Source organism: Paenibacillus terrisolis, assembly GCF_056171975.1.
Map to the genome: position 1 here is coordinate 11936 of NZ_JBKFGG010000010.1, position 13542 is coordinate 25477.

13 protein-coding genes are annotated in these 13542 nt (G+C 50.0%); 4 read left to right on the plus strand and 9 right to left on the minus strand.

Going from position 1 to position 13542, the window contains the following annotated elements; genetic code table 11:
• The first annotated feature begins 49 nt into the window (after positions 1–49).
• Complete coding sequence (locus ACI48K_RS11710; protein ID WP_475027787.1) at positions 50–1777, plus strand: CPBP family intramembrane glutamic endopeptidase; 1728 nt, start codon at positions 50–52, stop codon at positions 1775–1777.
• On the opposite strand, the gene uvrC is transcribed toward ACI48K_RS11710, so the two are convergent.
• On the minus strand, positions 1746–3710 hold the full coding sequence (uvrC, locus tag ACI48K_RS11715) for an excinuclease ABC subunit UvrC (RefSeq protein ID WP_475027788.1): 1965 nt from the start codon (positions 3708–3710) through the stop codon (positions 1746–1748). The genes ACI48K_RS11710 and uvrC overlap by 32 nt on opposite strands.
• 116 nt (positions 3711–3826) lie before the next feature.
• Positions 3827–4144 carry a thioredoxin gene (trxA, locus tag ACI48K_RS11720; RefSeq protein WP_475027789.1) on the minus strand — a complete coding sequence of 106 codons (318 nt, stop codon included), beginning with the start codon at positions 4142–4144 and terminating at the stop codon, positions 3827–3829.
• Positions 4145–4408: 264 nt separating this feature from the next.
• Here trxA and ACI48K_RS11725 point away from each other — a divergent pair, with 264 nt between their 5' ends.
• Entirely contained in the window at positions 4409–4564 is a 156-nt protein-coding gene (locus ACI48K_RS11725; RefSeq protein WP_475027790.1) for a YqzM family protein, read from the plus strand.
• A 59-nt stretch (positions 4565–4623) separates the two neighbouring features.
• On the opposite strand, the gene dnaI is transcribed toward ACI48K_RS11725, so the two are convergent.
• The 3 genes from dnaI to ACI48K_RS11740 all read right to left on the minus strand — a co-directional run bounded on the left by dnaI (position 4624) and on the right by ACI48K_RS11740 (position 7680).
• Positions 4624–5586 carry a primosomal protein DnaI gene (gene dnaI, locus ACI48K_RS11730; RefSeq protein ID WP_475027791.1) on the minus strand — a complete coding sequence of 321 codons (963 nt, stop codon included), beginning with the start codon at positions 5584–5586 and terminating at the stop codon, positions 4624–4626.
• A gap of 24 nt (positions 5587–5610) precedes the next feature.
• The gene (locus ACI48K_RS11735) at positions 5611–7146 is read right to left on the minus strand and encodes a replication initiation and membrane attachment family protein (protein ID WP_475027792.1); all 1536 of its coding nucleotides are present in this window, start codon (positions 7144–7146) and stop codon (positions 5611–5613) included.
• Positions 7147–7386: 240 nt separating this feature from the next.
• Entirely contained in the window at positions 7387–7680 is a 294-nt protein-coding gene (locus ACI48K_RS11740; protein ID WP_475027793.1) for a YuiB family protein, read from the minus strand.
• A 226-nt stretch (positions 7681–7906) separates the two neighbouring features.
• Here ACI48K_RS11740 and hemQ point away from each other — a divergent pair, with 226 nt between their 5' ends.
• The gene (hemQ, locus tag ACI48K_RS11745; protein ID WP_475027794.1) at positions 7907–8653 is read left to right on the plus strand and encodes a hydrogen peroxide-dependent heme synthase; all 747 of its coding nucleotides are present in this window, start codon (positions 7907–7909) and stop codon (positions 8651–8653) included.
• Positions 8654–9033: 380 nt separating this feature from the next.
• Here the strand turns inward: hemQ and ACI48K_RS11750 are convergent, their stop codons facing one another.
• Together ACI48K_RS11750 and ACI48K_RS11755 are read right to left on the minus strand one after the other, a co-directional pair.
• Positions 9034–9285: a hypothetical protein gene (locus ACI48K_RS11750; protein WP_475027795.1), complete on the minus strand. Its 252-nt coding sequence runs from the start codon at positions 9283–9285 to the stop codon at positions 9034–9036.
• A gap of 1 nt (position 9286) precedes the next feature.
• A complete protein-coding gene (locus ACI48K_RS11755) occupies positions 9287–10480 on the minus strand; it encodes an NAD(P)/FAD-dependent oxidoreductase (RefSeq protein WP_475027796.1) in 1194 nt (397 codons plus the stop codon).
• 436 nt (positions 10481–10916) lie between these two features.
• On the opposite strand from ACI48K_RS11755, the gene ACI48K_RS11760 reads away from it, so the two are divergent.
• A complete protein-coding gene (locus ACI48K_RS11760; RefSeq protein WP_475027797.1) occupies positions 10917–11918 on the plus strand; it encodes an NAD(P)/FAD-dependent oxidoreductase in 1002 nt (333 codons plus the stop codon).
• A 376-nt stretch (positions 11919–12294) separates the two neighbouring features.
• Here ACI48K_RS11760 and sda read toward each other — a convergent pair whose 3' ends face one another.
• Both sda and ACI48K_RS11770 read right to left on the minus strand, forming a co-directional pair.
• A complete protein-coding gene (sda, locus tag ACI48K_RS11765) occupies positions 12295–12438 on the minus strand; it encodes a sporulation histidine kinase inhibitor Sda (protein WP_475027798.1) in 144 nt (47 codons plus the stop codon).
• Between the two features lie 263 nt (positions 12439–12701).
• Positions 12702–13364: a YheC/YheD family protein gene (locus ACI48K_RS11770; protein WP_475027799.1), complete on the minus strand. Its 663-nt coding sequence runs from the start codon at positions 13362–13364 to the stop codon at positions 12702–12704.
• Positions 13365–13542 lie beyond the last annotated feature (178 nt).

Here is a 13542-nt window from a genome sequence, read left to right on the forward strand (position 1 = left end):
GATTGCAGTAAAATAATCCCTTTTACAAAAATTTTAAAGGAGCTTAACCATGAACTTGATATCGCAAACCTCTGGGAGGAAAATCAAGCCCAAAACGCTTTGGCTGATGGCCGCGCTCGGATTTATCGTTTTTATCCTTGTTCAGGTTCTCCCGACCGACGCGTCGGAAACGCTGCAAATGGAGCAGCAGGAGAAAACGATTTCCAAACAGCAGGCAGCAAGCGCTGCCGAAGATTTCGCCGCATCCCAGCTTCAATTGGAAGGAGAACTTAAGCCTGCTCTCGTTACATATGAAACGCAATCGGATTTATACGGTTATTTGGCCAAAGAAGATCTGCTCGGCCCGTTTCTGAAATCCTATGACAAGAACTTTCCTTATGACGTCTTTCGCGTTCGTTTCAATAACCCGAATGAAGTGTTGTCCGCATTAACCGTAGACGTCCACATGACGACCGGAAAAGTGGTCAGCTTCGAAGAAATCACGACCGCCAGCAATAAAAATAAGCAGGATATGCTAAGCAATGGTTCGGAAACCGTCGACAGCCTGCGCTCCTGGGAAGGCGATTTGACGCTGGAGCAGAAAGAAAAATTAGCCCAGCCTTACTTGACGTATTTCGGGTTTAACAAAAGCGGGATTCAACCAGCAGCCAATGAGAGCGAAGTCGGCTTGTTGTACCAAATCCCGGATTTCAAGGTCGGGCAATCCAAAGCCCAAATCAAATTCAGCTTCGAATACGGCCAGGTTTCTTCGATGGAAGCTTCCTTCAGCGTTCCGAAATCACATACCGATTACGTGGCTCATCAGACCACGATTGCCAACTGGCTGACGTTTGGCGGTTATGCCCTGTTCACGTTTGTTCTGGGCATTTTGGCCATCGTCTACAGCGGATTGACACGGGTGCACACGTCTTTTAAAAGAGGGATTTTCCTGGCTTCCGTCTACTTTGTTCTTTCGACCGCCAGTACGATCAACATGCTGCCCGTTTTCCAAAAAGAGAGCATGTCTTCCGCCGTGCTGCTTATCGGATTCATTATCCAGGGATTAGTTACCCTGATCCTTGCCGCCTCCGTTTATTTCTCCTTGGTTGGGGGAGACGGATTGTGGCGCAAACAAGGAATCGCCCTGTGGCCGCGCGCCAAGGAGTCCGGATATGGACGGCATGTTTTGGGCGCGGTGTCCGACGCCTATGCCTGGGCCCTGATATTGCTGGGCGCACAGTCCGTCATCTTTTTTGTACTGGAACGAACGCTTCACACCTGGTCGACGACCGACGCCACACAGTCCCCATACAATATGATTTACCCAATTTTCATGCCTCTGCTTGCTTGGGTAGCCGGGATTGGGGAAGAAGCCGTATACCGGCTGTTCGGCATCCCGATGTTGAAGAAAATATTCCGCAGCACATTTGTCGCCAGCGTGATCACAACGATGATCTGGGCGTTCGGCCATACGCTGTATCCGATTTACCCTGTCACTTCCCGTCCGATCGAGCTGCTGTTCATCGGTCTGCTGTTCAGCTTCATCTTTTTGCGGTACGGCTTCGTGACGGTCATGTTCTCGCATACGATTTTCGATACGATTCTGATGTCTTTAAGCATCATTTTCATGGGCGGCGCCCTGAATTTCACGGCAGGCGTGTTTTATATCGTTCTTCCCGCCATCGTCGCTTACGTCGTCTACCGGTTTAATCCGCCGGGGAAAGAACGAAAGCCGCTGCCGTTCGACAAAAAAGAGGAGCCGTTGTTTACGACTCCTCATCCCGAAGGGCATTTATAATTTCATTCGCCAGTTTATCACCAATGGAAAGAGGCCGGAAGTCTTCGACGGAGGCCTCTTTAATTTTTTTCAGCGAGCCAAAATGCTTGAGCAGCGCTTTACGGCGTTTTTCCCCGATTCCGGGGATCGCGTCGAGCCGCGAGGTCACCATTGATTTGCCGCGCTGTTCGCGGTGGAACGAGATGGCGAAGCGGTGCACTTCGTCCTGAATGCGCTGCAGCAGGTAAAATTCCTGGCTGTCGCGCGGCAGGTGAATCGGCTCCGGCGGATCATAAGCCATCAACTGAGCCGTCTTATGTTTCGCGTCCTTAACAAGGCCGCAGACGGGAATGTACAGCCCCAGCTCGTTCTCGAGAATTTCGGTCGCCGCAGAAATTTGCCCCTTGCCGCCGTCCACAACGATCAGATCCGGCATCGGCAAATTCTCCTTCAGCACCCGTTCGTATCTGCGGCGGATCACCTCGCGCATCGTTTCGTAATCGTCCGGGCCCTGTACGGTCCGGACTTTATATTTGCGGTATTCCTTCTTGGCCGGCTTGCCGTCGATGAATACCACCATCGCCGAAACGGGGTTCGTCCCCTGGATATTGGAGTTGTCGAACGCTTCGATGCGCGACACCGACGTAAGTCCGATTGATCGGCCGAGGTTCTCCGCGGCCTTCGATGTCCGTTCCTCATCGCGTTCGATGAGGCGGAATTTCTCGTCCAGCGACACGCGCGCGTTGTCGACGGCCATCGTTATCATCTGCCGCTTCAGTCCACGCTGCGGCACCAACACCTTCACGCCGAGCCACTGCTGCAGCGCGTCCGCGCCGGAATCCGGCCCCAGCAGCTCGCCTTCGGGAGCGGCCGAAGGGCTTGCCTCGGCCTCGGCCGCTTTGCCGGAAGACGGCTGGACTTGCTCGCCGGCCTCATCCGAAACCGGCTGCTCCGGCAGGGCCGCCGAAACCTCGTCCGCCGCCTCCATTGCCGGGAGAAGAATTTCCTGCGGCAGCGCCGGATTATCGCTGTAATATTGGGCCACGAATGACAGAAAATCTCCGTATGCCTCCCCGTAGAACGGAAACGACGAGGCGTGGCGTTCAATCATTTTGCCCTGGCGCATATACAATATCTGCACGCACATCCAGCCTTTATCCACCGCAAACCCGAAGACATCGCGATTCTTGGCGTCGGCCAGCGTGATCTTCTGCTTCTGCATCAGCGCGTCGATGTTGATGATCTGATCCCGCAGCTCCTTGGCGCGCTCAAAGTACAGGTCCTCGGCGGCCTCCTGCATTTTTCGCTGCAGATCTTTTTTAATTTCCTCGTGCCCGCCGCTTAGGAAAGAGGTGATTTCCTGTGTCATCTGATCATAAGAGGCTTGCGGCACCTCCTGTACGCACGGAGCCAGGCATTGGCCCATGTGATAATACAGGCAGACCTCCTTCGGCATCACATTGCATTTGCGCAGCGGGTACATCCGGTCAAGCAGCTTCTTGGTCTGCTGAGCGGCATACGCATTCGGATAAGGGCCGAAATATTTCGCCTTGTCCTTAAGAACCCGGCGCGTAACCTCCAGCCTCGGATGAGGCTCGTTCGTAATTTTGATATAAGGGTATGTCTTGTCATCCTTTAGCAGCACATTAAAGCGCGGATGATGCAGCTTGATCAGATTGCACTCCAAAATGAGCGCTTCCATGTTGCTGCCGGTTACGATATATTCAAAATCGCGGATTTCGGAGACCAGCCGCTGCGTTTTGCCGTTGTGGCTCCCCGTAAAATAAGAACGGACCCGGTTTTTAAGCACCTTGGCCTTGCCGACGTAAATAATGATGCCGTCCTTGTTTTTCATCAGGTAACAACCCGGCAAATCGGGCAGCAGCGCCAGTTTGTGCCTGATGGCCTCCAGCGCTTTCTCCTGCTCCTGAATTTCGTTCAGAAAAGAATCCATGCTCCTAAACCTCCTCACGCATGGAACTGCTGACTTCAGGCGGACTCCATAGAAAACGCCCCCGGATAACCCGGAGGCGTGATCCTAGGCATATACTGCTGCCGCCTTATCCAACCTTATTGATGTTTGGAAATCAGGTTTTTCAAAGCATCCTTGGAGTTCAAACCGACGATTTTGTCAACCGGTTGGCCGTCCTTGAACAGGATCAGTGTAGGGATACTCATAACTCCGAAACGGGAAGCCGTTTCCGGATTATCATCAACGTTAAGCTTGGCAATTTTGATCGCATCGCCTAAATCGGAAGACAGTTCCTCCAAAATCGGGGCGATCATTTTGCAGGGGCCGCACCAAGGAGCCCAGAAATCAACAAGAACCGGACCTTGCCCTTCAATTTCGGTATTGAAAGACTGATCGGATACACTAACGATGGCCACGAAAATTCCTCCTTATGTGTCTGCCCGAAACATGCATCCGCAAGCTCGAGACAGCTTTTGTTAGAATGATAATGAATCGGCAAAACTTATGAAAAAAGCTGCCGAAACAATTATACCACAAATTTTTAGCAAATGGGAATCCACGGCAGCGAGCCTGCTTTACAAATTTCAGCGTCCCTGGTTATACTAAGAGTAACCTAAAACCGAATTGTCTATGATGAATTTCACGAAAATGAACATTATTTTAGCTAGGAGGCCGCCGACATGGATGCAAATCCGCAAGCTAACGACCCGCGCCAGCATATTAACGAAGAGCCGCGCAATGACTTGTTCGATTTGATGAACGGATTTTTCGGCATGCTGACGCTGATGGCCGTTATTTTTTTCGGCATGGTCATCATCAAGTTTATCGGCAGCTAGCCGCCGCGCATAAGCCGCAAAAGCCGGACCTTCTCAATGAAGGGCCGGCTTTTTTTTCATTACCGCTTCAACTCGTTTTTCCGATGATTCATCCCGCTCACCTGCACCACATCCACAAAAGGAGCGATGCGGTCCATCAGCCGTTGGCCCTTGTAAGCTTCTTCCCCGTCTTTGCTTGTGAAGCTTAAATGCCGCTCCAAACCATCCAAATCGTAATTCGAAGTATAAAAAGTAGGCCGCCGGTTCATCCGGTAATTTAAAATGGAGCCGAGAATGTGGTCCCGAACCCAAGGATTCAGGTTTTCGGCGCCGATATCGTCAAAAATGAGAATGTCGGCTTGCTTCATCGTTTCGAGCATGTCCTTCAGCTTCTGATTGTCCTGCATCATAAACTTGACCTCTTCCACGAACTCCGGCATGTATACGATAACTCCGGTATGGCCGGACTTCGCAAGTTCATACAGCAGGTAGGACGACAAAAACGTTTTGCCCGTCCCGAAATGTCCGACGAGATACAACCCTTTATTCGGCAGCCCATGCTCTCTGGCATCATCAATATATTCAAATATCCGGTTTACCGCCGGCGAACGCTTGATATCCTTGGACAAAATCTCCATGGCATCGTACCCTTCGCTTAAGGCCCGTTCATCGACGTAGAAGCTGCTTACCCGTTTCTTGACTTCGGTTTCATGTTGATATACAAGTTGCTTCTCGCAGGGTACCTTTCTTTCATATAACTGAGGCCCCGAAGTGACGTTCTCTACCGTCAGCTTGGTGTAATGCCCCGGAAAATCATTGGGGCAACGGTCCAGCCCCGGGCACGCCGCACAGTTCCTGCTGTCTTTAACGTATTGGTACAGTTTGCCCAAATGCATCGTAAGCTGATTTTGATCCAGTTCCGGATGATGCGCCAGCAGATCCTTTACCGCCGGATTACTGAGCAATTCACGAGTAATTTGCTCGGACCGGGCCTTAAACTGCGGATTGCTGATCTGGGACAGCAGTTCTCCCAACGATTCCATATAAGTTATCCTCCGCTAAAAACGTTAATTTTCTTTGTTTTGGCCGTTTTTCATACGTTCGGCCATCTTCAAAAACTCGGCGTATTCCTCTTCCGACACGGTTTGGTCTTGCAGAGAATTACTTTGGACAATCGGAATTTGCGGCTTGGCGTTTGCATTTCTGGAATAGTTTTTCCCTCTGCCTCTGGTGCCGGCCTGAGGCGTTTCGGAAGGGCTCGTCCGCTTCACCCTCGCCTGATCTCTAATATATTGAACCGCCTTTTCGTAAGTATTGATCTGCTTCAACAGCATATTGGCCGCGATCGCGTCGACGAAATTACGGTTGATCCGCTGTTCTCCGCCGGATATCAATAGCTCCATCAAGTAGTGAATCAGCACGTTGATGACTTCGCCGGGCAGTTTGTAGTTCAAATCGATTTTCTCGAAGATGTCCAACAGGTTATCCGGGACCGCCCCCGGGAAAAACGTCTTCAGCAGCCGCGTATACGGCTCGTTCCGCAACATCATGTTGTATTGATGTACGTCGCATTTGCTTAAGAACTGTTTCGGCACGTCAACGTAAAATTCCATCTGCACCGCTACTTCTTCCTGAAGGCTAGCGGGACGGGACGCCGCTCCCGTCTCTCCGGAGCGGAGCGACACGACTTTGTTGTACGCCACTTCGCGTTCCTCTTTCCGGCGCTTACCCTGACGAAATTGCAAATTCGCCTTGTGCTGGAGCTCGTCGAGCAGCAGTCCGCCGTTCGGATCAAACACACCGTCCTCGTCGAGCAGACGGCATAAATCCTGCACATTCAAATCGTATTTGCGAGCAACGTAATTTGCGACCCCCATGCCCTCGGGATCGAACCGGAGCGCCTCAACGTAGGCGCGATTCCGGGATTCCCGCGGAAATCTCAGGATGATATCCGAATAATTAAACGCGTCATCTTCCGCAGCGGCGCGCGCGCCGGGCTGTCTGGCAATCGCCGTTTCGGCAATAGCCTGCTCCAGCTCATAATCTATGGAATGGGTGTTGAGTTCAAAAATATCGTAAAAAGGAGTCGAAATGTTCTCCTTATTATAGGTTGATCCGGCCCACGCTTCCGGTTCTTTGCTGAACAATTGCTCCCGCAGCGAGAGCACGGCAAATTTGCCGATTTTGTCCCGGAGCAGCAGCGTCAAATGCTGGGTTCGGAAAAACTCGGCCGGCGCAAGCGGCGCCTGCAGCTCGTATTCGTACATATAATCATCGCTGTCGGGCACGTAAAGACGGCTGGTTTGCAGCAACCCCACCGCTTCCAGCTTGGAGGCCAGCTCGATCAACAGCTTTCTTCCCTTTTCGCTGGGCTCCACGCCCAAAGTCATAAACAGCTTACGCTGCTGCTCGACCGCTGAATACCCTACTTGCTCCAGCGGAACTTGCTCCGATAATAGGCGATACAAGGCAACGGCAAACGCGCCGACCATCGGCTGATAGACCAGCCCAAGCATCCTGCCGTCCACGGGGCTGAGGCAAAAGTCACGGTACACGCAGTAACGGTGGTTTTCGGTATAATGCAGCAGGTTGTTAATACGCATGGCTTCAGGAGCTCCTTCCCTTCACGGACATGTAGACTTTCTCTATTTTATCATAAAAGACTTCGTCCTGAATCGATGATAGTTTACAAAAAACGCTGATTTTCTCCTTCGGTTTAACCGGCATTTCGATTATCTTCGATTTTCGCGGCCGCTCCACACAGAAAAAAACGAAGGATCTCCCGGTGAACCGGTCAATCTTCGTCTTTATTTCTTCCTAATAAAAAACCGGGGAGGATCCCTCTAAAACATTCTGTAGCCGCTGCTGCGAAGCTTCGCAATGGTCCAGCCGCTCAACATAGCGCCCACCAGCCCGGCAACGGCTGTCAAATAATCGACGAGCCGGAAGGAGGCCAAATAGGCTCCGAAGCTTTTATCGTGATCCCAAAGCGAATAAACGACAATCGGAATGAGTATAAGAACAAAAACGTACGCGGGAAACCAGGTTGTTTTCATGAGCATATTGAGGATAAACCCGATGCCGAACATCATGACAAAAAACAAAACTATCAGCACCAATACGATAAGCCAGCCCATCTCTTCCCCACCCTTCCGAAATACGCAAACAAAAATAGCCCGTACTATGAATTAAGTCACACCGACTCAAGCTAGTAGTAAGTTTACTAGAAAATTTGTCACGAGGCAATGAACTTTCTGTAAAAAGATGGTGAACCGATTTGCCCCATTCACTCACCTTGCGATACAATAAGAGATGTGCAATTTAACTTGATGATACCAATTAGGAATCTAGGAGTGATTATAAATGAACGAAGCTGCACTAACCTTGGAAGGATGGTACGCGCTTCATGATTTTCGTTCGATGGACTGGAAGGCTTGGAAAGAAGCCGATGACGAGGAGCGCGCCGGAGCTCTTGAAGAGCTGCACACCTTCCTTGAGGAATGGGGCTTAATGGAGCAATCCAAGACAGGCAGTACGGCCTTATATTCCGTTGTGGGTCAAAAAGCCGATTTTGTCTTTATGCACCTGCGGGAATCGCTGGAGGAACTGAACGCCCTGGAAACGGCTTTTAATAAAACAACCTTTGCGGAATATACCGTTAAATCTTATTCTTATGTCAGCGTCGTGGAACTGAGCAATTATACTTCGTCTCCGGACAGCGACCCCAAGGCGAATCCTGAAGTGCTGGCCCGCCTGCAGCCGATTCTGCCGCAGTCCAAGTACATCTGCTTCTATCCGATGAACAAAAAACGCGACCTAAGCGACAACTGGTACATGCTGTCCATGGAAGACCGCCGCGCGATGATGCGCAGTCACGGGCTGATCGGCCGCAGCTATGCAGGCAAAGTGAAGCAGATCATTACGGGCTCCGTCGGTCTGGACGACTGGGAATGGGGCGTTACCTTGTTCTCGGATGATGCGCTGCAATTCAAGAAGCTCGTTTACGAAATGCGGTTTGACGAAGTCAGCGCCCGCTTCGGTGAATTCGGTTCCTTCTACGTGGGTCATCTGCTTGACGCGTCCTCGCTGGATGACATGCTGAAAATGTAACAAAAGAATAACGACCTCGGGCCGCTCTTGTCCGCCACTTGCCTAAACAATAAAGTATATAAGTTGAACTGAAGATTGGATACGTATAATGGCTGTCGTGTGAAATGTTCTTTCGATCGCTGTTGTGACCGGATTTCTTTGATTTGTTAAATTCAAATGAAGTAGAAACCCGGTCACAAAGGCGAACGCTTCGCTTCTGCCAGAACATTTCACCCTTTTGCCAAGTTACTTTTCATTAGTTCAACTTATATAGAAGGTTGGCAAGCGGCTCCCAAATGCGAACAGGCTCCCTCCGGTTCGTTATTCTTTTTTCTTGATATTGAAAGTTAAAGAGCGCGAGTATTGGGAGGCCCCGGTACTCGCGCTCTATTTTTATGTGCCTATTCGTCGTCCTCGGACATCCTCCCCAGCGATTCCAAAAACTCGGCCGTCGCCCGGTCGCGGTCCCGGCTTTTCTCTTTCAGCCTTTCGATCGCGGGCAAAATCAGAATATCCACTTCCTTCTGGATCGTGTAGGCATAATCGTACTGCTGCTGCGATTCCAGAAAAGAGCCCACTTCCATCAGCGCATTATAGCGGTCCAACTCCTCGCGGGTCAACAATCCCCGAACCTGAACGCTGCAATGGCGCATCTTAGAAAAATCTTCCTTTACGGAGAACCAGCGGAATGCCTCCGATGATAAACAGGTAGCGCATATCTACAAGCTTCTTGAGTTGAGCCGCGACCCATCCTTTATATTTCTTGCCGAAGGCCGTGGCCACAGCTTGACCTTTACCTAGGGATGCAACCGTACCTTTATTGCTGAAAGCAAACTTTTTCAGCTCTTTCCCGCGAATAGAGGCAACCACATTTTGGGCGCACACCACGCCTTGCTGCATGGCAATTTGTGCCGTTGGCGGATATGGCCGGCCTTCCGGGTTGAACATCAAAGAGTTGTCTCCGATAATAAACACGTTGTCGTGATTCGGCGCGCGGAGGTAATCGTCGATCTTTACGCGGCCCCGGGTCGTTTCGAAGCCGGCAGCGTCGACAAGCCGGTTTCCGCGGATGCCGCCGGTCCAAATAACGGTAGCCGCTTTGATCTCTTCGCCCGTAGCGAGCATGACCCCATCCGGCGTGCATTCTTTAATGGCAACGCCGATTTTGAACTGCACGCCCTTCTTGCGCAGCACGTTCATCGCGTACTCGACAAGCTCGGGATCGAAGCCGGGCAGCGCCGTTGGCGCAGCTTCTATATTATATACGTTGACGAAATTAGGATCGACGTCGTATTCTTTGCATAATTTCGGGATACGGTCGGCTAGCTCCGCAATAAATTCAATGCCGCTGAAGCCGGCGCCGCCAACCACGAAGTTAAGACGGTCCATGCGGCTCTCATCGGCTTTGTAAAGGGCGAATTGATATTCGATATGCTGGCGGATCATACGGACCGAGTTGATGCTGCGAATCGTCATCGCATATTCGGAAAGTCCGGGAATGCCGAAGGATTCCGGTTCTCCGCCTAGTGCGATAATTAGATAGTCGTACGACAAGGTTCCGTCCTGAAGCACAACCTTTCTATCCGCTAGCCGGATTTCCTGAACATTGGATTTCACGAGATCGATTTTGAATTCATCTATTAATTTGGAAATGGCAACGCGTGTATGGTCAATGGAGTCCGTTCCGGCCGCAGGCATATGTAGATGTGTCGTGAAGTAGTGATATTCATGGCGGTTAACGAGCGTTACGTCCGCCTCATTGTAGTTCAATTCTTTTTGCAAGCGCTGGGCGGTCAGGATTCCGCCATACCCCGCTCCAAGAATGACGATTTTGGGTATGGTACTCATCTGATTCTGTTCTCCTTCCGGTTTTAACACTCTATATTTGTTATTAAAACCAAACACTGCAATGTGAAAATTAACACATAAAAATTCAGCCTTTGGTAGCAATCCAGACGAACTGGGGATGTATCTGAGACATTTATCACAAGTATTTTAAACCTTAATTATAGTATTATCAAAATTCCTGGACAGTATATGCATAAATGTACTTTTTTCGTCACAAAAGAATACATACATTTGAATAATATCGGCTTTTCTATAAAAGATCAAGTCTTATTTTACCTGAAATCATGGGCTTTTCACGTTCTTTTGAGAAGGTTTTTCGACAATAAAATGACGTCTATTTGCAAGTGCGGGCCGGACGATTATAATAAAGTAGAATTGACATTATAAAGATTCAAGCTGCAATATGAATCAGATACTTTCTGGAGGTGCTTGGCCAGTGTCATCCCAAGAATTGCACGACGATTTTACCGATCTTCTTATTATTGGAGGCGGTCCGGCAGGGATGTTTGCCGCGTTTTACGGCGGAATGAGAAAAGCTTCCGTTAAACTGATCGAAAATATGCCTCAGCTTGGTGGACAGGTTGCCGCCCTTTATCCTGAGAAAAATATTTACGATATAGCCGGCTTTCCCAAAATCACCGGTCAAGAACTGGTGGACAACTTGAAAGAACAGTTAAAGATGTTCGATCCGGATATTCGCCTGGAAGAAAAGGTGCTGCAGATCGAGAAAAAAGACGAGCGGAATTTCCAAGTCACCACCGACAAAGGAGTGCATCACGCACGCGCTTTGATCGTGACCGCAGGCGTAGGCGCCTTTGAACCGCGCCGCCTTGAGCTTGAGAACGCCGAACGCTTCGAGAAAACGAATCTGCACTACTTTGTGAGCGATTTGAACCGGTTCCGCGGCCGCAAGGTGCTGATCAGCGGCGGCGGCGATTCCGCCGTGGACTGGGCGCTTATGCTTGAGCCCATCGCCGAGCAAGTCACGCTGATCCACCGCCGCGATAAATTCCGCGCACATGAACACAGCGTGGAGAACCTGATGGCTTCCCGCGTTCAAGTCATTACGCCTTCCGAAATCTCCGAGTTCCATGGCGACGAACGGATCGAACGCGTGACACTTGCTCATGTGAAGACTCAGGAAACTCAGGAAATCGAAGTGGATGATGTGATCGTCAGCTTTGGTTTTGTCTCTTCGCTGGGACCTATCGCCGAGTGGGGACTGAACATCGACTCCAACGCGATCGTGGTCGACTCGCGTATGGAGAGCTCGATTCCAGGCATTTTCGCGGCAGGGGATATCGCAACTTATCCGGGGAAACTCGATTTGATCGCGGTTGGATTCGGCGAAGCTCCTACCGCCGTGAACAACGCCAAAGTTTATATCGATCCGGAAGCGAAGCTGTCTCCGGGACATAGCAGCAATCTTAAGCTGTAAAACTACATGAGATCAAACATAAAAGGGTATCTTAACTTTACGGAAGAAATTGCCGTAAAGGAGAGATACCCTTTGTCTACCATTTGTCCGTTATGCAATGGATTAGCTTCGTTAACGGCCACCTGCCCCGATTGTGGATACCTCCTCGAGGATGAGGGAAAAAAAGAAGATTACGCCGGTCCATACAGCCCCTACGGTTCTGCTGATCAGTATACTTCGGCGATCTCCACACGGTTTCAAGATGGCTGCGAGCATGTCGTTCAATGCCCGCACTGTCATGAAGCTTATATTTATCATGTCAACGCCTGGAAAGCGCCTTGATTAACATGTGGATAACTTCAATTGAATGAATCGCTGAGAACCTGCTTGTCCTAAATTAATGCACAATGGACGGCACATCGATGATCAAATCGCGTTTTCGGATCTCTGCCAACAGCAGTGCGATAAATTCCCGTTCAAGCTGCAATTCTGTAGCCATCTGATAGGATTCAAGCAGCATTTCATCCGTTAACATCGCCATTGGTGTAGCACATCCTTTCTATATTTTTCCTAATCATACCAAGAAAAGTAGGGCAGAACAAGCGTTCTTGTTATCCACAAACGCCTGTGGAAATCCTGTGAATAACATGTGTGCAAAACGCCAAAACCGTTGTGGATCATATTGGGATAATGTGGACAAAAGTTATTCACAGGACATCTTCACCCATTTTCATCCAAAAATTTTTTTTGAATTTTCAAAAAAATTACATTTTTTAACCCCATGCTTTACGTTTCGACAGCTTCTCATTGCGGACGGGTGTTCACCTCGAATATCCAGATCTTCCCGCTGCGATCGATACCATAATCAAAACCCAGTTCGCCGATTCCCGGAAAAGAAGTCTCCATGATTGTGATGCATGTGTCCGTCAAAGAACGCATCTCTTGTCGTTTGGTTTTTACCGCCTTACGGCCCAGTGAACGGCTTAACCCCTCGCGTGAGCTGAGCAGGGTTCCGCCCTTGCATAAATTCGTTACGAACAACCCCGGCCGGGCCAAGCGCCCGACCATCGAGCGATATATCCAGGCTTCGTTTTCTTTGGCGACTTTGACCCGGTAGTCGATGGGCCGCCCGGCGATGTGAGCCAAACGAATCCCCTGTTGAATGATATATTGGCGACCGACCTTCGCCCGGTTTAACGACCTAAACATCGCCTCGAAGCTGGCAAACGATCTTCGTTTGGATAAATATTCGAAGGAATATATTCTGCCCGTGTAGGTCACCTTGATGACACCATATCCGCCGCCGCCCCGAATAGGTTTGATGACCACCATACCGAACTGATGTACCATTCGTTTTAACTCTTCCGAGCTGAACATTCGGGTTTGCGGTACGTGGGCGGCCACTTCCGCGTTGCTAAGCAGCGCTTCGGTTTTCAGCCACTTATTAGCCAGTTGTCTCCCCGCCATGACACCATCCCCTTTCTCCTCCATACGTTATACATACTCAAAAAGAGGCTTCCGCTCTTGGATGATTGTCCAAGGCCTTCGCCCCTTTTCCCTGCAGGTATGGAATAAATGCCTGAAACCAATTCTTTTTAGTACGTATTACTAATTATAAGGATTTGCTAGTTAACAGACTGGAGGG

What these genes read in the sequence shown, in the direction of transcription:
- ACI48K_RS11755 (WP_475027796.1), bottom strand. Translation starts at nt 10,480, where the DNA reads ATGAGTACCATACCCAAAATCGTCATTCTTGGAGCGGGGTATGGCGGA.
- ACI48K_RS11740 (WP_475027793.1), bottom strand. Translation starts at nt 7,680, where the DNA reads ATGGGCTGGCTTATCGTATTGGTGCTGATAGTTTTGTTTTTTGTCATG.
- ACI48K_RS11750 (WP_475027795.1), bottom strand. Translation starts at nt 9,285, where the DNA reads ATGCGCCATTGCAGCGTTCAGGTTCGGGGATTGTTGACCCGCGAGGAG.
- ACI48K_RS11770 (WP_475027799.1), bottom strand. Translation starts at nt 13,364, where the DNA reads ATGGCGGGGAGACAACTGGCTAATAAGTGGCTGAAAACCGAAGCGCTG.
- sda (WP_475027798.1), bottom strand. Translation starts at nt 12,438, where the DNA reads ATGGCGATGTTAACGGATGAAATGCTGCTTGAATCCTATCAGATGGCT.
- dnaI (WP_475027791.1), bottom strand. Translation starts at nt 5,586, where the DNA reads ATGGAATCGTTGGGAGAACTGCTGTCCCAGATCAGCAATCCGCAGTTT.
- hemQ (WP_475027794.1), top strand. Translation starts at nt 7,907, where the DNA reads ATGAACGAAGCTGCACTAACCTTGGAAGGATGGTACGCGCTTCATGAT.
- ACI48K_RS11710 (WP_475027787.1), top strand. Translation starts at nt 50, where the DNA reads ATGAACTTGATATCGCAAACCTCTGGGAGGAAAATCAAGCCCAAAACG.
- ACI48K_RS11725 (WP_475027790.1), top strand. Translation starts at nt 4,409, where the DNA reads ATGGATGCAAATCCGCAAGCTAACGACCCGCGCCAGCATATTAACGAA.
- ACI48K_RS11735 (WP_475027792.1), bottom strand. Translation starts at nt 7,146, where the DNA reads ATGCGTATTAACAACCTGCTGCATTATACCGAAAACCACCGTTACTGC.
- uvrC (WP_475027788.1), bottom strand. Translation starts at nt 3,710, where the DNA reads ATGGATTCTTTTCTGAACGAAATTCAGGAGCAGGAGAAAGCGCTGGAG.